Genomic DNA, 23,846 nt, shown 5'->3' with positions numbered 1-23,846 from the left:
CTAAGCAAGGAGGCACGGGTGCCGCTGCTGACCCGTATCAGGGGACCGCGTGATCTGGACCGGCTCAGCCTTGAGGAGCTGGACCAGCTGGCGGAGGAGATCCGGAGCTTCCTCGTCGGCGCGGTCTCCAAGACCGGCGGCCACCTCGGCCCCAACCTCGGTGTGGTCGAGCTGACCATCGCCCTGCACCGGGTCTTCGACTCGCCCAAGGACCGGGTGCTCTTCGACACCGGCCACCAGTCCTATGTGCACAAGCTGCTCACCGGGCGCCACGACTTCTCGAAGCTGCGCTCCAAGGGCGGACTCTCCGGCTACCCCTCGCGCGCCGAGTCCGAGCACGACGTGATCGAGAACAGCCACGCCTCGACCGTCCTCGGCTGGGCCGACGGGCTCGCGAAGGCCAACCAGGTGCTCGAACGCGACGACCACGTCGTCGCCGTCATCGGTGACGGCGCCCTGACCGGCGGTATGGCCTGGGAGGCGCTGAACAACATCGCCGACGCCAAGGACCGGCCGCTGGTGATCGTCGTCAACGACAACGAGCGCTCCTACGCGCCGACCATCGGCGGCCTCGCCAACCACCTGGCGACCCTGCGCACCACCGACGGCTACGAGCGCTTCCTGGCCCGCGGCAAGGACCTCCTGGAGCGCACTCCGGTCGTCGGCCGGCCGCTGTACGAGACCCTGCACGGCGCCAAGAAGGGCCTGAAGGACTTCATCGCGCCCCAGGGCATGTTCGAGGACCTGGGCCTCAAGTACGTCGGCCCCATCGACGGCCACGACATCGAGGCGCTGGAGTCGGCGCTGGCCCGCGCCAAGCGGTTCGGCGGCCCGGTCATCGTGCACTGCCTCACCGAGAAGGGCCGCGGCTACAAGCCCGCCGAGCAGGACGAGGCCGACCGCTTCCACGGCATCGGCCCCATCCACCCCGACACCGGACTGCCCATCAAGGCGTCCGCCGCCAGCTGGACCTCCGTCTTCGGGGACGAGATGGTCAAGCTGGGCCGGGAGCGCAAGGACATCGTCGCCATCACCGCCGCGATGCTCCAGCCGGTCGGCCTGAAGAAGTTCGCGGACACCTTCCCCGACCGCATCTACGACGTCGGCATCGCCGAGCAGCACGCGGCCGTCTCCGCGGCGGGCCTCGCGACCGGCGGCCTGCACCCGGTCTTCGCCGTCTACGCCACCTTCCTCAACCGCGCCTTCGACCAGGTCCTCATGGACGTCGCCCTGCACAAGTGCGGCGTGACCTTCGTGCTCGACCGGGCCGGGGTCACCGGTGACGACGGCGCCTCGCACAACGGCATGTGGGACATGTCGATGCTCCAAGTCGTCCCCACGCTCCGGCTCGCCGCCCCGCGCGACGCCGAGCAGTTGCGCGCGCAGCTCCGCGAGGCCGTCCAGGTCGACGACGCGCCGACCGTGCTGCGCTACTCCAAGGGCGTCGTCGGCCCCGCCGTACCCGCCGTGGGCACCGTCGGCGGCATGGACGTCCTGCGCGAGCCCGGCACGGACAGGCCCGACGTGCTCCTCGTCTCCGTCGGCGCCCTCGCCCCGATGTGCCTGGAGATCGCCGGTCTGCTGAACCAGCAGGGCATCTCCACCACCGTCGTCGACCCGCGCTGGGTCAAGCCCGTCGACGAGGCCATGGCCCCGCTCGCCGAGCGGCACCGCGTGGTCGTCACCGTCGAGGACAACTCCCGCGTCGGCGGCGTCGGCTCGGCGATCGCACAGGCCCTGCGCGACGCGGGTGTCGACGTCCCGCTGCGCGACTTCGGCATCCCGCCGCGCTTCCTCGACCACGCCTCCCGCGCCGAGATCATGGCGGAGATCGGGCTGACCGCGCCCGACATCGCCCGCCAGGTCACGGGCCTCGTCTCGAAGCTGGACGGCCGCTACGACAGCGCCCCGGCCGAGGCGCAGCCCGCCCGCGACTGACGCCTCCGGTACGCCCGAACGGGCCGTTCGCACCACTCCTGACAGTGGTGCGAACGGCCCGTTCGCGTGAATCCCCCCGCGCCGGGGCATACGACCTACGCCCCCTCTCGATCATGTCGAGGACGACACAGCGTGGGAGGTACCCGTGAGCAGCACCCTCTTCCGGACGAAGAAGGTCGAGCAGTCCATCCTCGATACCGAGGAGCCAGAGCACGCGCTCAAGAAGTCCTTGTCCGCGCTGGATCTGACCGTCTTCGGCGTCGGTGTCATCATCGGCACCGGCATCTTCGTCCTGACCGGCACCGTCGCCAAGAACAACGCCGGCCCGGCGGTCGCCCTGGCCTTCGTCGTGGCCGGCGTCGTCTGCGCGCTCGCCGCGCTCTGTTACGCCGAGTTCGCCTCCACCGTCCCGGTGGCCGGATCGGCGTACACCTTCAGTTACGCCTCCCTCGGTGAACTGCCCGCCTGGATCATCGGCTGGGACCTGGTCCTGGAGTTCGCGCTGGGCACGGCGGTGGTGTCCGTCGGCTGGTCCGGCTACATCGCCTCGCTCCTGGACAACGCGGGCTGGCATCTGCCGGCGGCGCTCGGCAGCCGCGATGGGGCCCACGGCTTCGGCTTCGACATCCTCGCCGCCGCGCTCGTCCTGGTGCTCACCGCCATCCTCGTGCTCGGCACCAAGCTCTCCGCGCGCGTGACCTCGGTCGTCGTCGCCATCAAGGTGACGGTCGTACTGACCGTGATCATCGCGGGCGCCTTCTTCGTCAACGGCGACCACTACGACCCGTTCATCCCGAAGGCGGAGAAGGTACCGGCCGGTGACAGTCTCCAGTCGCCGCTGATCCAGCTGATGTTCGGCTGGGCGCCCTCCAACTTCGGCGTGATGGGCATCTTCACCGCCGCCTCCGTCGTCTTCTTCGCCTTCATCGGCTTCGACGTCGTGGCCACGGCCGCCGAGGAGACCAGGAATCCGCAGCGCGACATGCCCCGCGGCATCCTCGGCTCCCTGATCATCTGCACGACCCTCTACGTGGCCGTGTCGATCGTGGTGACGGGCATGCAGAAGTACACGGACCTGTCCATCACGGCCCCGCTCGCGGACGCCTTCAAGGCCACCGGCCACCCCTGGTTCGCCGGCTTCATCAGCTTCGGCGCCGCGGTCGGCCTGACGACGGTGTGCATGATCCTGCTGCTGGGCCAGACCCGGGTGTTCTTCGCGATGAGCCGCGACGGACTGCTGCCCACGTTCTTCTCCCACGTCCACCCGAGGTTCAGGACCCCGCACCGTCCGACCATCCTGCTCGGCGTGATCATCGCGATCGTCGCCGGCTTCACGCCCCTGAGCGAACTGGCCGAACTGGTCAACATCGGCACCCTGTTCGCCTTCGTGGTCGTCGCGATCGGCGTGATCATCCTCCGCAAGTCCCGCCCCGATCTACCGCGGGCCTTCCGCACCCCCTGGGTACCGTTCATCCCGATCCTGTCGGTGGCGGCCTCCCTCTGGCTGATGCTCAACCTGCCGGCCGAGACCTGGCTGCGGTTCGCGATCTGGATGGTCATCGGCTTCCTCGTCTACTTCCTCTACGGCCGTTCCCACAGCCGTCTCGGACAGCGCATGGCGGCGACGGCCGACAACACGGAGTAACACATACGTTCCACCTCTCCGGCCCCGTATGTCCTGCTCACCCAGGGGATACGGGGCCGGATAGCGTGCCGCTCATGCCCGCAGAGCTCCTGCTCCCGTCACCCTCCGTACCCGTTTCCCGTCCGGCGTACTGGAGCCGACTGCTGCCCCCGCTCGCGGCCCTGGCCTGCGCGACGAGGATCCCGTCCTTCACGCGCCCCCTCTGGAACCCGGACGAGGGCTATCTCGCCGTACAGGCACGGCTGCTGGCGCACGGCGGACAGCTCTACGAGACGGTCGTCGACCGCAAGCCGCCCCTCGTACCGTGGCTCTATGAGGCCGCGTTCGCGGTGACGGGCTCCGGCACGCTGGCCGGGGTGCGGGTGCTCGCCGTCCTGGCCCAACTCCTCACCGCGGCCCTGCTGGCCTCCCTGGCCCGCCGCCGCTGGGGCGACCCGTCCGGCCGTACCGCCGGTGTGCTGTATCTGCTGATCTCCGTCGGACTGAACCCCGAGGACGCGCAGGCCGCGACCTTCGAGGTGTTCCTGCTGCCCTGCACGGCCGCGGCGATGTGGTGCGCGGACCGGCGGCGGTGGGGCGCGGCGGGAACTGCGGTCGCGTGCGCGTTCCTCACCAAGCAGACGGGCGGGGCGGTGCTGCTGCCCGTGTTCTGGCTGTACGTCGCCTCGGGCGCGCGGCGTGGTTGCCTTGGGCGGTTGGTCGCGGGGGCGGTGGTGCCGGTGCTGTGCGCGGCGCTGGCCACGGACTTGGCGGGCTTCGTGTTCTGGACGGTGACGGGTTCGGGCGCGTACGCGACACCGACCGGCTCCGAACTCCATGTCCTGGCAAGGGGATTGGCCAACACCGGGCTTGTGGCCGTGGCTTGCGCGGGCCTGATCCCGCCTGTCGTACGGGCGTGGCGCGCGCCGACGGCCGACCTGTGGCTGTGGCTCGTCGCGTCGGGGGGAGCGGTGGTGCTCGGCTTCCACTTCTTCGGCCACTACTACCTCCAACTCCTCCCACCGGTCGCGCTCCTGGCCACGGCGGCGCTCCGCGCGTTGCCGTACGACCGCACGGTCACGGCGCAGCTCACGTCGGCCTGCGCGTGCGTGCTGTTCCTGACGTGGGGTGTGCTGGCCCCGCGTCCGGACCTCGACCACGCCCGCCGGGTCGCGCAGGCGGTGTCGTCCCGCACGGCGCAGGGCGATGCGGTCCTGGTCTGGGGGATACACCCGGAGACGTACTGGCTGGCGGACCGCGCGCCGGCGACTCGCTATCTGACGGCGGGTCTCCTCACGAACTACAGCGGGGGCCGGGACGGCGGGCGGGTGGGGGAGAGGTACGCCGTGAAGGGCACGTGGGAGGTCTTCCGGCGGGAAGCGGTCTCGGCGGTCCTGGTGGTGGACGACTCCCGGGGCAAGCCGTACGCGCCGGAACGGGTGGCAGGGCTACGGCGTTTGCTTTCGGCGGGGTACGAGGAGGCGGGGACGGTGGATGGGGCTGTGCTGTACGTGCGGCGGAGGTAGGGGGGTACGTCGTCGGGTGCGGGCCGGTGGGGGCTGGTGCGCAGTTCCCCGCGCCCCTGGGTGGGTGCGGCCCCGTCTGCCCAGCTGTACTCACCTTTTTGGGGGCGCGGGGAACTGCGCGACCAGCCACGACGAGCCCGCATCCGCCAGACGACACCACGCGGCACATCGGAAGGCGCTCAGGGACGAACCGTCCGCGGCCCCGCCACCTCCGCCCCCAACTCCCCGACCCTGCGCCGAAGTTCACGATCCGCCGTCACCACAAGCACCGGCCGCTCACCAGCCCCGGCCACCAGCTCCACCATGTGGTCGTCCCCGCTCCCGGGAGCGGACTCCACCCGCACCCCCGGCACCGAGGACACCCCCCGAGCCGCTCCCTCCACCACCAGCACGATCTCCACCGCACCGTCCCGCCCCGGCACGCCATCCGCCGCCAGCCGGTCCCGCAACCGCTCCGCCGCCCCGCGCCGGTCCCGCCACCACCCGTCCGGCACCGACCCGACGACGTTCGCGGCATCCACGACGACCAGCAGCACGTCACTCATGCCCCCAGCGTCCCACGCCCGGCCCGCCCGAGGACGGCGTCGGACGCCCGATTAGAGTGGGCCCGTGTCAATGGTCCGTACAGTGAACGGCGACTGGCTCATCCGCGCCCGCGACGGCCGACTCGGCGTCTACGCCACCCGCGACGACGCCGTGTGGTGCAGGGCGGAGCGCCACCCGGGCGGCGACACCTGGCTGCCCTGGCGCAAGGTCGGCGGCGACCAGCGCCTGCACTCCGGGCTCGCCGTGGGACACGGCCCCGACGGCTACGCCCACCTCGCCTCCTGGCGGCCCACCAAGGGCCAGGAGGCGGGCCTGGTCCACTCCACGCACTTCCGGGTCCACCTCGCCGCCCTCGACTGGAACCCGGTCGGCCACCCCGACAGAGCCGGCGCGCGCACCGGCGTCCCCGCCGTGGCCGTCGACGCGGAGGGCCGTGCCCATGTCTTCGTCCGCGACCGCGGCAACAGCGTGCGCGCCCTCATCCAGAAGGAACGCGGCGGCTGGAACGCCTGGGCGGACCTCGGCGGGACCGACGTGCACGAGCAACTCACCGCCATGACGGGGGAGTCGGGCCGGATCGAGCTGTACGGCACCGACCCGGAGGGCATCCTGCGCTGGGTCCAGGGGGAGGCGGGCGCGCCTCCCGTCCCCGCCGACCCGCTGGCGGTGCGCGTCGAGCCGGGCACGCTCAACGCGCTGCCCACCTCCAAGGAATACACCACCCTGTTCTTCGCGGACCCCGAGGGCATGCTCTACGCCTGGCGTCCGGACACCGAGCCCACCCCGCTGCTCGCGGCCGCCGGACCCGGCCCGGCGGCCCTGCTGCGCGCCACCCTGGAGGGTCACGACTGCACGCTGCTCGCCCAGCGTTCGGCGTCCGGCCGGGTCGCCTTCGCCGCCTGTCCGACCGAGCAGGAGTCGGCGGGCCTGTGGTGGACGGAGTCCGGGCCGCAGTTGCCGGCGGGCACGGCCGTGGCCCTCGCCGAGGACGCGGACGGCCGTATCGTCGCCGCGACGGTGACCCCTGACGGGGAGCTCAGGATCGCCCGGCAGAAGGACGAGCCGGGACTGGCGCTGGCGGCCTGGCGGGAGGTCTGAGCGCCCACCCGCCCCTGTCCGGTCCCCACCCGCCCCAGTCCGGTCCACGTGAACGACAGAGGGCCCCCGCCACAGCGGAGGCCCTCTTCACCTGCCTGGGTGCTACGCCGGAACCGACGCCACGCCCGGAGCGAGGAACTTCTTGCCGTTCACGCGCTCGGAGACACCCTCGCGGTCCAGGTACGGCGTGATGCCGCCCAGGTGGAAGGGCCAGCCGGCGCCCGTGATCAGGCAGAGGTCGATGTCCTGCGCCTCGGCGACGACACCCTCGTCGAGCATGAGCCCGATCTCCTGGGCGACGGCGTCCAGGACGCGCTCGCGGACCTGCTCCTCGGACAGGACGACATCGCCCTGCTTGAGCAGCGCGGCGACCCCGGGGTCGAGCTCGGGCTTGCCGCTGTCGTAGACGTAGAAGCCGCGCTTGCCCGCCTTGACGACGGCCGCGAGGTTCGGGGAGACCGTGAAGCGGTCAGGGAAGGCCCGGTTGAGGGTCTCCGAGACGTGCAGACCGATCGCGGGACCGACCAGCTCCAGGAGGACGAGCGGGGACATCGGCAGGCCCAGGGGCTCCACCGCCTTCTCCGCCACGGCCACCGGGGTGCCCTCGTCGATGACGTTCTGGATCTCGCCCATGAAGCGGGTGAGGATGCGGTTCACGACGAACGCCGGGGCGTCCTTGACCAGCACCGCGGTCTTCTTCAGCTTCTTGGCGACGGCGAAGGCGGTGGCCAGCGACGCGTCGTCGGTCTGCTCGCCGCGGACGATCTCCAGGAGCGGGAGGATCGCGACCGGGTTGAAGAAGTGGAAGCCGACGACCCGCTCGGGGTTCTTCAGCTTCGACGCCATCTCGGAGACGGAGAGGGAGGAGGTGTTGGTGGCGAGGATCGCGTGCGCCGGGGCGACCGCCTCGACCTCCGCGAACACCTGCTGCTTGACGCCGATCTCCTCGAACACGGCCTCGATGATGAAGTCCGCGTCGGAGAAGCCCTCGGCCTTGTCCAGCACACCGGTGACCAGCGCCTTGAGGCGGTTGGCCTTGTCCTGGTTGATACGGCCCTTGCCGAGCAGCTTCTCGATCTCGGCGTGGACGTAGCCCACACCCTTGTCGACGCGCTCCTGGTCGATGTCGGTCAGCACGACCGGCACCTCCAGGCGGCGCAGGAAGAGCAGCGCGAGCTGGGAGGCCATCAGACCGGCGCCGACGACACCGACCTTGGTGACCGGGCGGGCCAGGTTCTTGTCCGGGGCACCGGCGGGGCGCTTGCCGCGCTTCTGCACCAGGTTGAACGCGTAGATGCCGGAGCGCAGTTCGCCACCCATGATCAGGTCGGCGAGGGCCTGGTCCTCGGCGTCGTAGCCCTGCTGGAGGTCGCCGTTCTTCGCGGCCTCGATGATGTCCAGGGCGCGGTAGGCGGCCGGAGCGGCCCCGTGCACCTTGGAGTCCGCGACGAAACGGCCCTTGGCGACGGCCTGGTCCCAGGCCTCACCGCGGTCGATCGCCGGGCGCTCGATGACGATCTCGCCCTTGAGGACGGAAGCCGTCCACAGCAGGGACTGCTCCAGGAAGTCCGCGCCCTCGAACAGCGCGTCGGCGATGCCCAGTTCGTAGACCTGGGCGCCCTTGAGCTGCTTGTTCTGGTTGAGGCTGTTCTCGATGATGACCGAGACGGCCTTCTCGGCGCCGATCAGGTTCGGCAGCAGCGTGCAGCCGCCCCAGCCGGGGACCAGACCGAGGAAGACCTCGGGGAGCGAGAAGGCGGGCAGCGCCGCGGACACCGTGCGGTAGGTGCAGTGCAGACCGACCTCGACGCCACCGCCCATCGCGGCACCGTTGTAGTACGCGAAGGTCGGCACCGCGATGCCCGCGAGGCGCTTGAAGACCTCGTGGCCGCCCTTGCCGATGGCGAGCGCGTCCTTGTGCTCCTTGAGGAGCTCGACGCCCTTGAGGTCGGCGCCGACGGCGAAGATGAACGGCTTGCCGGTGATGCCGACGCCGACGATCTCGCCCGCCGAGGCCTCCTTCTCGACCTGGTCGATGGCGGTGTTCAGGTTCGCCAGCGAGGCCGGGCCGAAGGTGGTCGGCTTGGTGTGGTCGAAGCCGTTGTCCAGCGTGATGAGCGCGAAGCGCCCCGCGTTGAACGGCAGGTCCAGGTGGCGTACGTGCGCCTGGGTGACGACCTCGTCCGGGAACAGCTCGGCCGCACCCTTCAAGAGCTCAGTGGTGCTCACTTGCTGCCTCCGGCGTCCTTGTGGTTCGGGTTCTCCCAGATGACCGTCGCGCCCATGCCGAAGCCGACGCACATGGTGGTCAGGCCGTAGCGGACCTCGGGCTGCTCCTCGAACTGACGGGCCAGCTGCGTCATCAGCCGGACACCGGAGGAGGCCAGCGGGTGGCCGTACGCGATGGCGCCGCCGTACTGGTTGACGCGCGCGTCGTCGTCCGCGATGCCGTAGTGCTCCAGGAAGGCGAGGACCTGGACCGCGAAGGCCTCGTTGATCTCGAAGAGACCGATGTCGGAGATCGACAGACCGGCCTGCGCGAGCGCTTTCTCGGTGGCCGGGATCGGGCCGTAGCCCATGACCTCCGGCTCGACACCCGCGAAGGAGTACGAGACCAGGCGCATCTTCACCGGCAGGTCGTTCTCGCGGGCGAAGTCCTCGGAAGCGATGAGGGAGGCGGTGGCGCCGTCGTTCAGACCGGCCGCGTTACCGGCGGTCACCCGGCCGTGCACACGGAACGGGGTCTTCAGCCCGGAGAGGTTCTCCAGGGTGGTGCCCGGGCGCATCGGCTCGTCGGCGGTGACCAGGCCCCAGCCCGTCTCACCGGCCTCCGGGTTGGTGCGGCGCACCGAGATCGGGACCAGGTCGGCCTGGATCTTGCCGTTGGCGTACGCCTTGGCGGCCTTCTCCTGGGAGCGCACGGCGTACTCGTCGGCGCGCTGCTTGGTGATCGTCGGGTACCGGTCGTGCAGGTTCTCGGCGGTCATGCCCATGAACAGGGCGGACTCGTCGACGAGCTTCTCGCTCACGAACCGCGGGTTCGGGTCCACGCCCTCGCCCATGGGGTGGCGGCCCATGTGCTCGACACCACCGGCGATGGCGATGTCGTACGCCCCGAAGGCCACGGAACCGGCCACCGTGGTGACGGCGGTCAGCGCACCGGCACACATACGGTCGATGGAGTAACCGGGCACGGACTGGGGGAGACCGGCGAGGATCCCGGCGGTACGGCCGATGGTGAGCCCCTGGTCACCGATCTGCGTGGTCGCGGCGATGGCGACCTCGTCGATCTTCTTGGGGTCGAGACCCGGGTTGCGGCGCAGCAGCTCCCGGATCGCCTTCACGACGAGGTCGTCGGCACGGGTCTCGTGGTAGATGCCCTTCGGGCCCGCCTTGCCGAACGGGGTGCGGACGCCGTCGACGAAGACGACGTCCCTGACGGTACGAGGCACGATGGCTCTCCTCCAGATGCGGGATCTGCACTGCTGCGATGCGCTGAGCGCGCGCTCAGGACCCATGCTACTTATCAGTAACGTGACTGCACACCCCTGGAGGCGGGAGCGGCGAAGGTCACATCGCGGGAGGCGCCGTGGAGCCCCTCGGTGTCAGCACCGGAGTGGGCACGGGGTGCGATCCCGGCCCCTCCCCGGTGATTACTCCGAACAGCGTACGGGCCGCTTCCGCGCCGAATCCGTGCACGTCATGGCTCATCGCGGAGAGCGTGGGGTGGGTGAGCCGGCACAGCTGCGAGTCGTCCCAGGCGAGCAGTGAGACATCGCGCGGGACGTGCAGCCCCATCTCGGCCGCGACCGACAGCCCGGCCACCGCCATGATGTCGTTGTCGTAGACGATCGCGGTCGGCCGGTCGCACGGCGGGGCGGTCAGTAGGGACCGGGTGGCCCGCCCACCGGCCTCTCCCGAGTAGTCGGTGGTCACCTGCCAGGCCCCCGCGAGGCCGAGCCCCCGCGCCGCGTCGTCGAACGCGGCCGTCCGCATCGCCGTGTGCCCCAGCGCCGCCGCGCCCCCCACCCGGGCGATCCGACGATGTCCCAGCGCCGCCAGATACCGCACGGCCTCCGTCACGGCGGTGGCGTCGTCGGTCCACACGGAGGGGAGGCCGCCGGTGAACGACGGATGCCCTACGGCCACCACCGGCATCCCCAGCCGTTCGGCCGCCGCGACGCGGGGATCGTCGGCCCGGAAGTCGACCAGGATCGAGCCCCCCACCTGCCGTCCCCGCCACCACGACTCCTGGAGGCCGACCTCCTCCTCCACGTTCCGCACGAGCCGCAGCAGCAGCGAGCAGCTCCGCTCGATCAGCACGCTCTCCACGCCCGACACGAACTCCATGTAGAAGGGTTCGAGCCCCAGCAGCCGCGCCGGCCGGCAGATCGCCAGCCCTACGACGTCCACCCGCGACCCGGCCAGCGTCCGTGCCGTGAGGTTCGGCGCCCAGCCCAGCTCCCGGGCGGCCTGGAAGATCCGGTCCCGGGTCGCCTCCGACAGCCCCGGCTTGTGGTTGAAGGCGAGCGACACGGCCCCTTTGGACACGCCGGCGCGCGCGGCGACGTCCTTGATGGTGACGCGCGAGGCCGGCTGGGCTGTCATCGGCTGGGCTCCAGGCAGTACAGGGCGGACCGGGCGGCGTCCGCGTCAGGAGTCTCCCAGCCACTGACGTGGATGGTCACCTCCTCACCGGGCAGCAACGTCACCAGCCCGCGGTCCGCTCGCGCTTCCGGGTCCAGCCGGTCGGCCTGGAGCAGCAGATCCCGCACGAGGGTGCGGGCCGTCACGATCACGGCCCCTGGTGCCACGGAGACGTCGAACTCGGGCCGAGGGTAGGGGATTTCACGGTCGGGCGAGGGGAAGTACAGGGCGCGCGTGGCGTCCGGTGTCGGGCCCGTGGCCGAGGACGGATCCACGTCCGCCACCAGGAACTCCTTCGCCCCCACCGGCACCACCTCCGCAGGCACCGCGACCTCCGCGACCGCCCTCCGGTCCGCGCGGAAGTCCACCTCGGCCTCGTCGATCACGTGGCCGTCCACCGACATCCGCCGCAGCCGCAGCACCCCGGCCCACGGATCACCCGCCTGGTTGACGGCCGCCAATACCAGCCCCGGCCCCCGCTCCCGAACCGTCAGCAACCGATCCGCGTACAGTCGCCGCAGCTCGTGGTACAGCGGCTTCTCCCGCCCGTCCCCGTCCACCGCCGCCCAACTCGTCACCGGCCAGCAGTCGTTGAGCTGCCACACCACCGTCCCCGCGCACACCGGCCAGTGCGACCGCCAGTGCTCGATCCCGGCGGCCACGGCCCGCGCCTGGTTGACCTGCATGAGGTAGTGCCAGCGGTCGAAGTCCCCCTCGGGAAAGGCGAAATGGCGTTCCAGGCCCCGCCGCAGCTTGCCGTTCCCGTCGTCCGCCTTCTGGTGGTGCAGCACCCCGGGGGAGTCCGCCGCGAGTTCCTCCCCGGGCAGCGCACGCGCGAACGTGGCGTACGCGGGCGGTGCCTGCCAGCCGAACTCGGCCACGAACCGCGGGACGTCGTCGCGATACCCGGCGTAGTCGAGACGGTTCCACACCTCCCACGAGTGGTGCGTCCCGTGCGCCGGGTCGTTCGGGTGGTGCTCCCACGATCCGGACCAGGGACTGCCCGCCGTGTACGGACGCGTGGGATCCAACTCGGCCACCACCCGCGGCAGTACGCCCAGGTAGTACCCCTCGCCCCAGGAGTCCCCGGCCAGCCGCGCCTCCCAGCCCCAGTCCCGAAAGCCCCACAGGTTCTCGTTGTTGCCGTTCCACAGCACGAGCGAGGGATGCGGCATCAGTCGTACGACGTTCTCCCGGGCCTCCGCCTCCACCTCACCCCTGAGCGGCTGCTCCTCCGGATAGGCCGCGCACGCGAACGGGAAGTCCTGCCAGACCAGCAGCCCCAACTCGTCGCAGGCGTCGTAGAACTCCGCGCTCTCGTAGATTCCCCCGCCCCAGATCCGTACGAGGTCGACACCGGCGTCGGCCGCCTGCCCGAGCCGCTCCCGGTACCGCTCGCGGGTGATCCGGGACGGGAACACGTCGTCCGGGATCCAGTTCACGCCCCGCGCGAAGAGCCGCTCGCCGTTCAGGACGAACGTGAACCCCGTGCCGTGCTCATCGGCCGACCGGTCCAGCTCGACGGTCCGGAAGCCCACCCGGCGCCGCCACACGTCCAGCGGGCGGCCCTCGTGCAGCAGCCTCAACTCGACGTCGTAGAGCGGCTGTTCACCGTACCCACGCGGCCACCACAGCCGCACGTCCGGTACCTCCAGCCGCACGGTCCCCGAGGTTCCGTCGATCGCGGCGCGTGCCCGCACCCCGCCCACGGAGGCCTCCACCGTCAGCGGCGCCTCGACCCTGGCCCGCTCCACCTCGACCGCCAAGTCGACGACGCCCAGGCCCTGTTCGACGGTGACCAGCGGCCGCACCCGGGCGATCCGGGCCGTCGACCACCGCTCCAGCCGCACCGGCCGCCAGATCCCGGCCGTCACCAGCGTGGGCCCCCAGTCCCAGCCGAACGAGCAGGCCATCTTGCGGAGGTACTGATAGGGCTCGGCATACGCGGCGGGCCGCTCGCCCAGCTTCCCGCGCACCGCCTCGGCCTCGGCGTAGGCGGAGACGAACCGCACCGCGAGCCGCCCGGACATCCCGGTCACGTCGAAGCGGTAGGAGCGGTGCATGTTCCTGGTCCGGCCCAGGAGTTGGCCGTCGAGCAGGACCTCGGCCACGGTGTCCAGACCGTCGAAGACGAGGTCGGTCTGCTCATGCCCGTCGGTGGCAGCGAGGTCGGTCTCGTAGGTCCACTCCCGCCGCCCCACCCACGCGACCTCACTCTCGTTGCGCCCGAGAAAGGGATCCGGGATCACCCCCGCCGCCAGCAGGTCGGTGTGCACACAGCCCGGCACGACGGCCGGCAGCGCGCCGCCCTCGTACCGCAGGATCCATCCGTCGGTGAGCGGTGTTGCCTGAAGCATGTACACACTCCCTAAACCGATCAAGTCCAGTGGTCCGAAAGCTTTTCGGCATCGTTGGCGAGATAGGGACTTTACCGGTTAAGAAAACGTTGTCAGAGTACCGAACCAGCCAACCCGCTCGTGCTCGTCCGTCCCGTGAACGGAGCTGATGCACATGAACCGCCGTACAGTCCTGGCCCTGGCCGTGGGAACCGCCCTGCTGATCCCGGGGTGCACCGGCACCGGAGGATCGTCGAAGGGGGCCGACGCCAAGGCCCCTGACGACCCGTCGAAGGTCACCGGCACCATCAAGGTCCTCACCGTCCGCACCGACCTCGTGCAGGACGGCACGATGAAGAAGTACGCCGCCGAGTTCAACAAGACCTATCCCAAGGTCAAGGTCGAGTTCGAGGCCCTCACCAACTACGAGGCCGAGGTCAAGATCCGGATGAACACCGAGAACTACGGTGACGTCCTGCTGATCCCCGCGGTCATCAAGAAGGCCGACTACCCGAGGTTCTTCGCCTCGCTGGGCACCCAGGCCGAGCGCGGCAAGAAGTACCGCTTCACCGACTACACCACCGTCGACGGCAAGGTCTACGGACAGAGCCCGATCGGCGTGGCCCCCGGCTTCGTCTACAACAAGCGGATCTGGAAGGAGGCCGGGGTCACCGAATGGCCCACCACCCCGGCCGAGTTCATCCAGGACCTCAAGGCCATCAAGGCGAAGACCGACGCGATCCCGTACTACACCAACTTCGCGGCCGGCTGGACGCTCACCTCGTGGACGTACGTGGACGGCGCCGTCCACTGCGACCCGCAGGCCACCACCAAGCTCGCCGAGGGCGACCCGTGGGGGAAGGACGCCGACCTGCGCGTCGGCGACACCCTGCTCCACGACATCGTGAAGGCGGGCCTGGTCGAGAAGGACCCCACGACCAGCAACTGGGAGGAGTCCAAGCCCCGCACGGCCAAGGGCGAGATCGCCACCCAGTGGCTCGGCACCTGGGCGATCGTGCAGTTCCAGGACGCCGCCAAGAAGGCAGGCGTGAACCCGGACGACATCGGCTTCATGCCGTTCCCGTCCCAGACGGACGGCAAGTTCTGCGCGACCGTCGCACCGGACTACAACCAGGCCGTCAACGTCCACTCCAAGTACAAGGAGGCCGCCCGCGCCTGGATCGACTGGTTCACCGACAAGTCGACGTACGGGCGGGACAACCTGGCGATCTCGCCGCTGAAGAACGCCGCCATGCCCGAGGTCCTCAAGCCGTACGAGGAGCAGGGTGTGAAGCTCATCGAGGTCGACGACGCCAAGGGCGCCCGGGTCAAGCAGATCGACAGCGACTCGGAGGTGGGCATCTACGCCCCCGAGTACCGCCAGAACCTCGTCGACCTCGCTCGCGGAGCCCGCAAGGGCAGCCTCGACGGCTTCCTCGGCGACCTCAGCAAGCGCTGGACGGACGCCCAGAAGAACCTGGGGTCCTGATGACGGACACGACACAGAAGGCGGCCGTGGAGGTGACCACGGCCGCCCCCGTCCCGGCGCCCGCCTCGCGCCGGACCCGTGGGTGGCGGGGCGTGACCCCCTGGCTGTTCCTGATCGCCCCGCTCGCCCTGCTGATCACCTTCACCTACGCGCCGATCGTCAACATGCTCGCGTACAGCTTCACCGACTGGGACGGCGTCAGCCCCGTACTGCACTACACGGGCGTCGAGAACTACCAGGAGGTCTTCACCCGCCCGGATCTCTTCGAGGTCTTCTGGGTCAGCGGCTACTACCTCGCCGCCTCCGCGGTCCAGATCGTCCTCGCGCTCTACTTCGCGACGGTCCTGAGCTTCGACGTCCGTTTCCGGAACTTCTTCAAAGGCGTGCTCTTCTTCCCGTATCTGATCAACGGGGTCGCGATCGGCTTCGTGTTCCTCTACTTCTTCCAGGACGGCGGCACCCTCGACTCGGTACTGAGCCTGTTCGGAGTCCACACCGACCACGCCTGGCTCGGCACCCCGGCCTCCGCGAACACCTCGCTGGCCGGCGTCTCGGTCTGGCGCTATCTCGGCCTGAACTTCGTGCTCTTCCTGGGCGCGATCCAGTCCATCCCGGGGGAGCTGTACGAGGCCGCGGAGTTGGACGGCGCGGGCCGCTGGCACCAGTTCCGCTACATCATCGCGCCGGGCATCAAGCCGGTCCTGACACTGACGGTGATCCTCTCGATCTCCGGCTCGCTCTCGGTCTTCGAGATCCCGTACATCATGACCGGCGGCGCGACCGGCACCGAGACATTCGTGATCCAGACGGTCAACCTGGCCTTCCGCTTCAACAAGACGGGCCTGGCCTCGGCGGCCGCCGTCGTCCTCCTGCTGATCATCCTGCTGGTGACCTGGGTGCAGCGGCGCCTGGTCCCCGACGACAAGGTGGACCTCGTATGACCCGCCGTACGATCTCCCGAGCCCTGGTCCACCTGTCGCTGATCGCCGCGACGGTGGTCGTCCTGCTCCCGCTCGTCGTCGTCCTGCTCACCTCCCTCAAGTCGGAGAGGGAGATGGCGAACACGAGCGGGGCCCTCGACCTCCCGGACGATCCGCTGAACTTCCACAACTACGTGGCGGCCTTCCAGGACGGCGGGATGCTCTCCGCCTTCACCAACACGGCGATCATCCTGCTGGTCTCGGTCGGCGGCACGGTCCTTATCGGCTCGATGACGGCCTACGCCATCGACCGCTTCACCTTCCGCTTCAAGAAGCTGGTGGTGGCGCTCTTCCTGACGGCCGCGCTGGTCCCCGGCGTCACCACCCAGGTGGCCACGTTCCAGATCGTCAACAGCTTCGGCATGTTCGACTCCCTGTGGGCGCCGATCGTCCTCTACATGGGAACCGACATCGTCTCGATCTACATCTTCCTGCAGTTCGTCCGCTCGATCCCGATCTCCCTGGACGAATCGGCCCGCCTGGACGGAGCCAACGCCTTCACGATCTACCGCAAGATCATCTTCCCGCTGCTGAAACCGGCGACGGCGACCGTGGTGATCGTGAAGGGCATCACCGTCTACAACGACTTCTACATCCCGTTCCTCTACATGCCCTCGGAAGATCTTGGCGTGATCTCGACGTCGCTGTTCCGCTTCAAGGGCCCGTACGCGGCCCACTGGGAGGTGATCTCGGCGGGAGCGGTCCTTGTCATACTCCCGACCTTGATCGTGTTCCTGTCGTTGCAGCGCTTCATCTACAACGGCTTCATGCGAGGAGCGACCAGATGACCTGCCGGGGCCGCGGCTAGGCGGACAGCGCGGCCACCAGCACCGGAGTCACCTGCTCGACCTGCCAGGCCCGTGCGCCGAAGCCGGCCAGGGCGGCCGCCACCGACTCCGCGCTGACGGCGGCCGGCGGCTCCCAGCACACCCTCCGCACGGTGTCCGGAGTGATCAGGTTCTCCTGCGGCATGTTCAACGTCTCGGCCAACGCAGAGACGGCCGCGCGCGCCGCGGTCAACCGGGCCGCGGCGGCGGGATCCTTGTCGGCCCAGGCCCGCGGCGGCGGCGGTCCCGTCACGGGCTGCCCGGGTTGCGGCAACTGCGCCTCGGCGAGGGCCCTGGCCCGGTCGACGGCCGCCTGCCACTGCTCCAGCTGCCGCCGCCCCATGCGGTGCCCGAACCCGTTCAACGCGGCCAGCGCGTGCACGTTGACCGGCAGCGAGAGCGCGGCCTCGACGATCGCCGCGTCGGACAGCACCTTGCCCGGCGACACATCGCGCCGCTGGGCGATCCGGTCCCGCGCCTCCCACAGCTCCCGCACGACGGCCAGCTGCCGACGCCGCCGTACCTTGTGCATCCCCGAGGTCCGGCGCCAGGGCTCCTTGCGCGGCTCGGCCGGGGGAGCCGAGGCGATCGCGTCGAACTCCTGGAGCGCCCACTCCAGCTTTCCCTGCCGGTCGAGCTCCTTCTCCAGCGCGTCCCGCAGATCGACGAGCAGTTCCACGTCGAGGGCGGCGTACCGCAGCCAGGGCTCGGGCAGCGGACGGGTCGACCAGTCGACGGCCGAGTGCCCCTTCTCCAGTACGAAGCCCAGCACTCCCTCGACCATCGCGCCGAGCCCGACCCGGGGGAACCCGGCGATCCGCCCGGCCAGCTCGGTGTCGAAGAGGCGGGAGGGGATCATGCCTATCTCGCGAAGACACGGAAGATCCTGCGTGGCGGCGTGCAGCACCCACTCCACACCGGAGAGTGCCTCACCCAGGCCCGAGAGATCGGGACAGGCTACGGGGTCGATCAGCGCTGTCCCCGCTCCCGCGCGGCGCAGCTGCACGAGATACGCGCGCTGTCCGTAGCGGTAGCCGGACGCCCGCTCGGCGTCGACGGCGACGGGGCCGGAGCCCGCGGCGAACGCGGCGATGACCTCGGCGAGCGAGTCCTCGTCGGCGATCACGGGCGGAATGCCCTCGCGCGGCTCCAGCAGAGGGGTCGGAGCCTCCGCGACAGAAGATCCGCCATCGTCCGGAGGGGCGCCTCCGGTGGTTCGCAGTGAAACGTCTGCTGCGGTCTCTTGGGCGTCGGTCACATGTCAAGGGTATCTGTGTATGGACAGCGCCTGCCGACGGAACGTTCCGTCGGCAGGCGCCTGGGGGTCGTAAACCAGTCAGCTCGGAGAAAGCACTGGTTCACGTCCGTGAACAGTGAGGCTTTCGGGTGAGCCTCAGTGGATGATTCCGGTACGGAGAGCCACCGCCACCATGCCGGCGCGGTCTCCCGTGCCGAGCTTGCGTGCGATCCGGGCGAGGTGGCTCTTGACGGTCAGTGCGGACAGGCCCATCGAGACGCCGATCGCCTTGTTCGACTGCCCTTCGGCCACCAGCCGCAGCACCTCGACCTCACGGCCGGAGAGCTCGCGGTAGCCGCCCGGGTGGCTCGGGGCACCCGGGGGACGGCGGTGCATACGGGCGGCGGCGGCGCCGATGGGGGCGGCTCCAGGCCGGGTGGGGAGCCCGACGTTGGTACGGGTGCCGGTGACGACGTAGCCCTTGACGCCGCCCGCGAGGGCGTTGCGTACGGCGCCGATGTCGTCGGCCGCGGAGAGGGCGAGCCCGTTGGGCCAGCCCGCGGCGCGGGTTTCCGAGAGCAGCGTCAGGCCGGAGCCGTCGGGTAGGTGGACCTCGGCGACGCAGATGTCTCTGGGGCTGCCGATGCGGGGACGGGCCTCCGCCACGGACGAGGCCTCGATGACATCGCGCACACCGAGCGCCCAGAGATGACGGGTGACGGTGGAGCGGACACGCGGGTCGGCCACGACCACCATGGCGGTGGGCTTGTTAGGGCGGTAGGCGACCAGGCTTGCGGGCTGCTCGAGGAGAACGGACACCGGGCCTCCTGGGGTGCGGGACGGCTTGGAAGGTCACAGACGTCTTCGGCACCGAACCCGGCGTCCTTTAGAGAATGATCACGATCTAGTGAGTAACAATTCGTGCAATTCGGACGTACGGTCGATCGTTCGGTGAACATATCGGTTCGTTCGAGAGCCCACTCCTGACTGAAAGTGGCCGTATCGACAAATTGATGCTCCGCACGGGTGGTCAGCGGGCCTGCGGGTCCCGCCGCTGTGGCAACGTCACGACCGACGCGTCACCCGGACCGGCCGGCGGCAGGCCCGCGACCTGGGCCAGCAGATCGCACCAGGAGGCGAGATGCGCCGCCGTGTCCGGCACCCCGCCGAGGCCCTCACGAGGCGTCCAGGAGGCGCGGATCTCGATCTGCGAGGCCGCGGGACGCTCGGACAGGCCGCCGAAGTAGTGCGAGCTCGCGCGCGTGACGGTGCCGCTCGGTTCGCCGTACGACAGCCCGCGCGCCGAGAGCGCGCCGGTCAGCCACGACCAGCACACCTCGGGCAGCAGCGGGTCGGCGGCCATCTCGGGCTCCAGCTCCGCGCGCACCAGCGTCACCAGCCGGAACGTGCCCCGCCAGGCGTCGTGGCCGTCCGGGTCGTGCAGCAGCACGAGGCGCCCGTCGGCGAGGTCCTGGTCGCCGTCCACGACGGCCGCCTCCAACGCGTACGCGTGCGGGGCGAGCCGCTGGGGGGCCCGGGTCGGCTCGATCTCGATCTGCGGCCGCAGCCGACTGCCGCGCAGGGCTTGAACCGCGGCCTGGAAGGCCGGCGGAGCCGCACCGCTCCCATCCCGGTCACTCCCCTTCGCGTCGTCCATTCCGCCCGTGTCGTCCGACAGTCGTCCCTGTGCCGCAGCCATGCGGGAAGGTTAAGGGGAACGGGGGCCCGGTGCGGGCCTAGACACCCTGACTCGGCTCCATGCCCACACAGACACCGCGCACTCGGCACTCATCGCACCGTGCGAGACTTTCCGACGTGAGTGCACACCAGACGCCGCCGCCGGCCACGTACGAATCCGCCTTCCTCAAGGCCTGCCGGCGCGAACCCGTGCCGCACACCCCGGTGTGGTTCATGCGCCAGGCCGGGCGCTCGCTGCCGGAGTACCGCAAGGTCCGCGAGGGCATCCCGATGCTCGAGTCCTGCACGCGGCCCGAGCTGGTCGCCGAGATCACACTCCAGCCGGTGCGCCGGCACGGCGTGGACGCGGCGATCTACTACAGCGACATCGTCGTCCCGCTCAAGGCCATCGGCATCGACCTCGACATCAAGCCCGGCGTCGGCCCGGTCGTCGAGCGCCCGATCCGCACCCGCGCCGACCTGGCTCAGCTGCGCGACCTCACCCCCGAGGACGTCTCCTACGTCACCGAGGCCATCGGCCTGCTGACCCGCGAGCTCGGTCCGACCCCCCTCATCGGTTTCGCCGGCGCGCCTTTCACCCTCGCGAGTTACCTCGTCGAGGGCGGCCCGTCGCGCACCTACGAGAACGCCAAGTCGATGATGTACGGCGACCCCGAGCTGTGGGCCGACCTCCTCGACCGCCTCGCCGAGATCACCGCCGCCTTCCTGAAGGTCCAGATCGAGGCCGGCGCCTCCGCGGTCCAGCTCTTCGACTCGTGGGCCGGCGCCCTCGCCCCCGCCGACTACCGCCGCTCGGTCCTGCCCGCCTCCGCGAAGGTCTTCGAGGCGGTCGCGGGGTACGGCGTCCCCCGCATCCACTTCGGCGTCGGCACCGGCGAGCTGCTGCAGCTCATGGGCGAGGCGGGCGCGGACGTCGTCGGCGTCGACTGGCGTGTCCCGCTCGACGAGGCCGCCCGCCGCGTCGGCCCCGGCAAGGCGCTCCAGGGCAACCTCGACCCGACGGTCCTGTTCGCGTCCACGGAGGCCGTCGAGGCCAAGACCCGCGAGGTCCTCGAGTCGGCCGAGGGCCTGGAGGGCCACGTCTTCAACCTCGGCCACGGCGTCATGCCGTCCACCGACCCGGACGCCCTGACCCGCCTCGTGGAGTACGTCCACACCCGGACGGCCCGATAACGAGCCCTCACCACGTGTGCCGGGGCCGCGCCTTCCTGCCGAACAGCAGGCCGCGCGGTTCCGGCGGCGGGGGAGTGCCCGGTTTGAGCGGCCAGGCGAGCAGCATCCCGGCGAGGAAGCCCACGACGTGCGCCGCGTAGGCCACCGTGCCCGCCGTGGAGACGCCCTCGCCGGACGAGTACACCGCCTGGAGCACGAACCAGAAGCCCAGCACCAGCCAGGCCGGCAGTCTCAGCGGCAGGAACACCAGGAACGGCACCAGGACCCACACCCTGGCCTTCGGGTACAGCACCAGATAGGCGCCGAGGACTCCCGCGATGGCCCCCGAGGCGCCGATCAGCGGGTCGCCCGAGTCGTCGTTGAAAAGCGCGAAGCCGTACGACGCCGCGTAGCCGCAGACGACGTAGAACAGCGCGAAGCGCACATGCCCCATGCGGTCCTCGACATTGTTGCCGAAGATCAGCAGGAACAGCATGTTGCCCAGCAGGTGCAGCCAGCCGCCGTGCAGGAACATCGCCGTCAGGACCGACAGGGCGGGGGACTTGTCGTAGTCCGGCGGGGCCACCACACAGCCCGCCGTGCCCTGTGCGCTGGTGCCGACGTCGCCCGTGGGGACGAGCCGCGGCATCTGATGGTGGATCAACTCCTGCGGGATTGCCGCCCAGTGGTCCAGGAACGCCTGGAGATGGCACAGCTGGGACAGGCTGCTGTCGCCCGCCACGGAGCCGGCCAGGCCGGGCGTGTACAGGAACACCAGGACGTTCGCGGCGATGAGCGCGTACGTCACCACGGGGGTGCGGCGCACGGGGTTCACATCATGGACGGGGATGACCACAAGGAAGTACTGCCCGCGATGGGCTCCGCGAATCGGTGCCGCTTCGGTGAACACCCGCACCTACACGTGCGTATGTCTCCTCAACCGCCCGCGGCACGGGGAAGGCGGGCCGCGGGGACTACGTGAGGAACAGCGATGAACGACCGTATTACTCCTCCGATGCACGCTCTTCCCGACGGTGAGGCGGAGCTCTCCCTGGTGGTGCGACTGCCGTGGGAGGACGTGGCCAGGCTCGGTCAGGAGGCCGGGCGGCTGGCGTCCCAGATGCAGCGGCCGGTGACCCTCGACGAGGCGGTGAGCAACCGGCTCAGGTCCGCCCGGTCCGCGGCGCACGCCAAGCCGGCGGGCGAGCAGCCGTCCGCGATGCCCGCCGGTACCAGCGCCTCCGTCTCGGCGCTGCCGCCCCGACCGCCCGCCGACCAGGCCCGCCAGGCCATCGAGCGGATCAACGGAACGGCGTAGCGCTCAGGCCCGTCAGGAGGCCCGCACCTTCGCGGCGGCCTTCCTGGCCGCCACCAGCACCGGATCCCACACCGGGCTGAACGGCGGCGCGTACCCCAGGTCCAGGGCCGTCATCCGCTCCACCGTCATCCCCGCCGTCAGCGCCACCGCGGCGATGTCGACCCGCTTGCCCGCGCCCTCTCTCCCGACGATCTGCACGCCGAGCAGCCGCCCCGTGCGGCGCTCGGCGAGCATCTTGACCGTCATGGGTGAGGCGCCCGGGTAGTAGCCGGCCCGGCTGGTGGACTCGATCGTGACCGACACGAACTGCAGTCCCACCCGGCGCGCGTCCTTCTCCCGCAGCCCGGTGCGGGCGATCTCCAGGTCGCAGACCTTGCTGACGGCCGTGCCGACGACCCCGGGGAAGGTGGCGTAGCCGCCGCCGACGCCCGTGCCGATGACCTGGCCGTGCTTGTTGGCGTGGGTGCCGAGCGCGATGTGACGTTCCTGCCCCGACACCAGGTCGAGGACCTCCACGCAGTCGCCGCCCGCCCAGATGTACTCGTGACCGCGCACCCGCATCGCCAGGTCCGTCAGCAGGCCGCCGTGGCTGCCCAGCGGCAGACCGGCCGCCCTCGCGAGCGTCGTCTCCGGGCGCACCCCGATGCCGAGCACCACCACGTCCGCCGGATACTCGGCGTCCTGCGTGGCCACCGCGCGCACCCGGCCGTCCTCGCCGGTGAGGATCTTGGTCACCTCGATGTCGTTGACCATGGTGATGCCCAGACCCTCCATGGCCTCGTGCACCAGTCGGCCCATGTCCGGGTCGAGCGTGGACATGGGCTCGCTGCCGCGGTTGAGGACCGTCACCTCGTAGTCGCGGTTGATCAGGGCCTCGGCCATCTCCACGCCGATGTAACCGGCGCCCACCACCACCGCCTTGCGGCCACGCGTGTGTGCCAGCGTGTCGAGGAGCGCCTGGCCGTCGTCGAGGGTCTGCACCCCGTGGACCCCGGGGGCGTCGGCGCCCGGCATGTCAGGGCGGATCGGGCGGGCGCCGGTCGCGATCACGAGCTTGTCGTACGACGTCCAGGACTCGGCCCCCGCATCGAGGTCACGCGCGCGTACCCGCTGCCGGTCGACGTCGATCTCCGTCACCTCGGTGCGCATGCGCAGGTCGATGCCGCGGGCCCGGTGCTCCTCGGGCGTACGGGCGATCAATTGGTCCGGCCCGTCGACGTCCCCGCCCACCCAGTACGGGATCCCGCACGCCGAGTAGGAGGTGAAGTGACCCCGCTCGAACGCCACGATCTCCAGCTCGTCGGGGTCCCTCATCCGGCGGGCCTGCGACGCCGCGGACATCCCCGCGGCGTCGCCACCGATCACGACCAGACGTTCCCTCGTGTCCCGCGTACGGCTCATGTTCATGCGAACACGCTACGAGGGCGGGG

The 23,846-nt window shown here is 70.4% G+C and carries 19 protein-coding genes; 9 read left to right on the top strand and 10 right to left on the bottom strand.

The window, feature by feature from the left end; translation table 11 throughout:
- Window positions 1–18: 18 nt before the first annotated feature.
- The 3 genes from dxs (at window position 19) to ABZT93_RS17280 (ending at window position 5,088) form a co-directional block, all read left to right on the top strand.
- The gene (dxs, locus tag ABZT93_RS17290; RefSeq protein ID WP_356105086.1) at window positions 19–1,938 is read left to right on the top strand and encodes a 1-deoxy-D-xylulose-5-phosphate synthase; all 1,920 of its coding nucleotides are present in this window, start codon (window positions 19–21) and stop codon (window positions 1,936–1,938) included.
- Window positions 1,939–2,083: 145 nt separating this feature from the next.
- Window positions 2,084–3,583 (top strand): amino acid permease, encoded by a 1,500-nt coding sequence (locus tag ABZT93_RS17285; RefSeq protein WP_356105083.1) that lies wholly within the window; start codon window positions 2,084–2,086, stop codon window positions 3,581–3,583.
- A gap of 74 nt (window positions 3,584–3,657) precedes the next feature.
- Window positions 3,658–5,088 (top strand): glycosyltransferase family 39 protein, encoded by a 1,431-nt coding sequence (locus tag ABZT93_RS17280; protein ID WP_356105080.1) that lies wholly within the window; start codon window positions 3,658–3,660, stop codon window positions 5,086–5,088.
- 179 nt (window positions 5,089–5,267) lie between these two features.
- On the opposite strand, the gene ABZT93_RS17275 is transcribed toward ABZT93_RS17280, so the two are convergent.
- On the bottom strand, window positions 5,268–5,633 hold the full coding sequence (locus tag ABZT93_RS17275) for an NTP pyrophosphohydrolase (RefSeq protein ID WP_037720409.1): 366 nt from the start codon (window positions 5,631–5,633) through the stop codon (window positions 5,268–5,270).
- A gap of 70 nt (window positions 5,634–5,703) precedes the next feature.
- Between ABZT93_RS17275 and ABZT93_RS17270 the strand changes: the two genes are divergently transcribed.
- Window positions 5,704–6,732: a hypothetical protein gene (locus tag ABZT93_RS17270; RefSeq protein ID WP_356105359.1), complete on the top strand. Its 1,029-nt coding sequence runs from the start codon at window positions 5,704–5,706 to the stop codon at window positions 6,730–6,732.
- 102 nt (window positions 6,733–6,834) lie between these two features.
- On the opposite strand, the gene ABZT93_RS17265 is transcribed toward ABZT93_RS17270, so the two are convergent.
- The 4 genes from ABZT93_RS17265 to ABZT93_RS17250 all read right to left on the bottom strand — a co-directional run bounded on the left by ABZT93_RS17265 (window position 6,835) and on the right by ABZT93_RS17250 (window position 13,736).
- On the bottom strand, window positions 6,835–8,961 hold the full coding sequence (locus ABZT93_RS17265; protein ID WP_356105078.1) for a 3-hydroxyacyl-CoA dehydrogenase NAD-binding domain-containing protein: 2,127 nt from the start codon (window positions 8,959–8,961) through the stop codon (window positions 6,835–6,837).
- Window positions 8,958–10,184, bottom strand: coding sequence for an acetyl-CoA C-acyltransferase (locus ABZT93_RS17260; protein ID WP_037720402.1), 1,227 nt, complete (start codon window positions 10,182–10,184; stop codon window positions 8,958–8,960). Before ABZT93_RS17260 ends, ABZT93_RS17265 begins: the two co-directional genes overlap by 4 nt.
- A 118-nt stretch (window positions 10,185–10,302) precedes the next feature.
- The gene (locus ABZT93_RS17255; protein WP_356105075.1) at window positions 10,303–11,340 is read right to left on the bottom strand and encodes a LacI family DNA-binding transcriptional regulator; all 1,038 of its coding nucleotides are present in this window, start codon (window positions 11,338–11,340) and stop codon (window positions 10,303–10,305) included.
- Window positions 11,337–13,736: a glycoside hydrolase family 2 protein gene (locus tag ABZT93_RS17250; RefSeq protein ID WP_356105073.1), complete on the bottom strand. Its 2,400-nt coding sequence runs from the start codon at window positions 13,734–13,736 to the stop codon at window positions 11,337–11,339. The genes ABZT93_RS17255 and ABZT93_RS17250 overlap by 4 nt, the downstream gene beginning before the upstream one ends.
- A gap of 154 nt (window positions 13,737–13,890) precedes the next feature.
- On the opposite strand from ABZT93_RS17250, the gene ABZT93_RS17245 reads away from it, so the two are divergent.
- From ABZT93_RS17245 to ABZT93_RS17235, 3 genes are read left to right on the top strand one after another with little or no spacing between them, the layout of a single operon-like run.
- On the top strand, window positions 13,891–15,204 hold the full coding sequence (locus tag ABZT93_RS17245) for an ABC transporter substrate-binding protein (protein ID WP_356105070.1): 1,314 nt from the start codon (window positions 13,891–13,893) through the stop codon (window positions 15,202–15,204).
- Window positions 15,204–16,145 (top strand): sugar ABC transporter permease, encoded by a 942-nt coding sequence (locus ABZT93_RS17240; protein WP_356105067.1) that lies wholly within the window; start codon window positions 15,204–15,206, stop codon window positions 16,143–16,145. The genes ABZT93_RS17245 and ABZT93_RS17240 overlap by 1 nt, the downstream gene beginning before the upstream one ends.
- A complete protein-coding gene (locus tag ABZT93_RS17235; RefSeq protein WP_356105064.1) occupies window positions 16,142–16,972 on the top strand; it encodes a carbohydrate ABC transporter permease in 831 nt (276 codons plus the stop codon). Before ABZT93_RS17240 ends, ABZT93_RS17235 begins: the two co-directional genes overlap by 4 nt.
- 16 nt (window positions 16,973–16,988) lie before the next feature.
- Here ABZT93_RS17235 and ABZT93_RS17230 read toward each other — a convergent pair whose 3' ends face one another.
- The 3 genes from ABZT93_RS17230 to ABZT93_RS17220 all read right to left on the bottom strand — a co-directional run bounded on the left by ABZT93_RS17230 (window position 16,989) and on the right by ABZT93_RS17220 (window position 19,947).
- On the bottom strand, window positions 16,989–18,269 hold the full coding sequence (locus ABZT93_RS17230; RefSeq protein ID WP_356105062.1) for a ribonuclease D: 1,281 nt from the start codon (window positions 18,267–18,269) through the stop codon (window positions 16,989–16,991).
- Between the two features lie 135 nt (window positions 18,270–18,404).
- On the bottom strand, window positions 18,405–19,067 hold the full coding sequence (locus ABZT93_RS17225; RefSeq protein WP_356105060.1) for a response regulator transcription factor: 663 nt from the start codon (window positions 19,065–19,067) through the stop codon (window positions 18,405–18,407).
- A gap of 211 nt (window positions 19,068–19,278) precedes the next feature.
- Window positions 19,279–19,947: a DUF3000 domain-containing protein gene (locus ABZT93_RS17220; protein WP_356105058.1), complete on the bottom strand. Its 669-nt coding sequence runs from the start codon at window positions 19,945–19,947 to the stop codon at window positions 19,279–19,281.
- 116 nt (window positions 19,948–20,063) lie between these two features.
- Between ABZT93_RS17220 and hemE the strand changes: the two genes are divergently transcribed.
- Window positions 20,064–21,119 carry a uroporphyrinogen decarboxylase gene (hemE, locus tag ABZT93_RS17215; protein ID WP_356105056.1) on the top strand — a complete coding sequence of 352 codons (1,056 nt, stop codon included), beginning with the start codon at window positions 20,064–20,066 and terminating at the stop codon, window positions 21,117–21,119.
- Between the two features lie 7 nt (window positions 21,120–21,126).
- On the opposite strand, the gene ABZT93_RS17210 is transcribed toward hemE, so the two are convergent.
- Window positions 21,127–21,954 carry a rhomboid family intramembrane serine protease gene (locus ABZT93_RS17210; protein WP_356105356.1) on the bottom strand — a complete coding sequence of 276 codons (828 nt, stop codon included), beginning with the start codon at window positions 21,952–21,954 and terminating at the stop codon, window positions 21,127–21,129.
- Between the two features lie 135 nt (window positions 21,955–22,089).
- Between ABZT93_RS17210 and ABZT93_RS17205 the strand changes: the two genes are divergently transcribed.
- Complete coding sequence (locus ABZT93_RS17205) at window positions 22,090–22,416, top strand: hypothetical protein (protein ID WP_356105050.1); 327 nt, start codon at window positions 22,090–22,092, stop codon at window positions 22,414–22,416.
- 12 nt (window positions 22,417–22,428) lie between these two features.
- Here the strand turns inward: ABZT93_RS17205 and ABZT93_RS17200 are convergent, their stop codons facing one another.
- Complete coding sequence (locus tag ABZT93_RS17200) at window positions 22,429–23,823, bottom strand: FAD-dependent oxidoreductase (RefSeq protein WP_356105047.1); 1,395 nt, start codon at window positions 23,821–23,823, stop codon at window positions 22,429–22,431.
- Window positions 23,824–23,846: the final 23 nt, after the last annotated feature.

This window comes from Streptomyces sp. NPDC005303 (genome assembly GCF_040607335.1).
In the GTDB taxonomy this organism is placed as follows: domain Bacteria; phylum Actinomycetota; class Actinomycetes; order Streptomycetales; family Streptomycetaceae; genus Streptomyces.
This window is presented reverse-complemented; position numbering and strand designations above follow the sequence as displayed.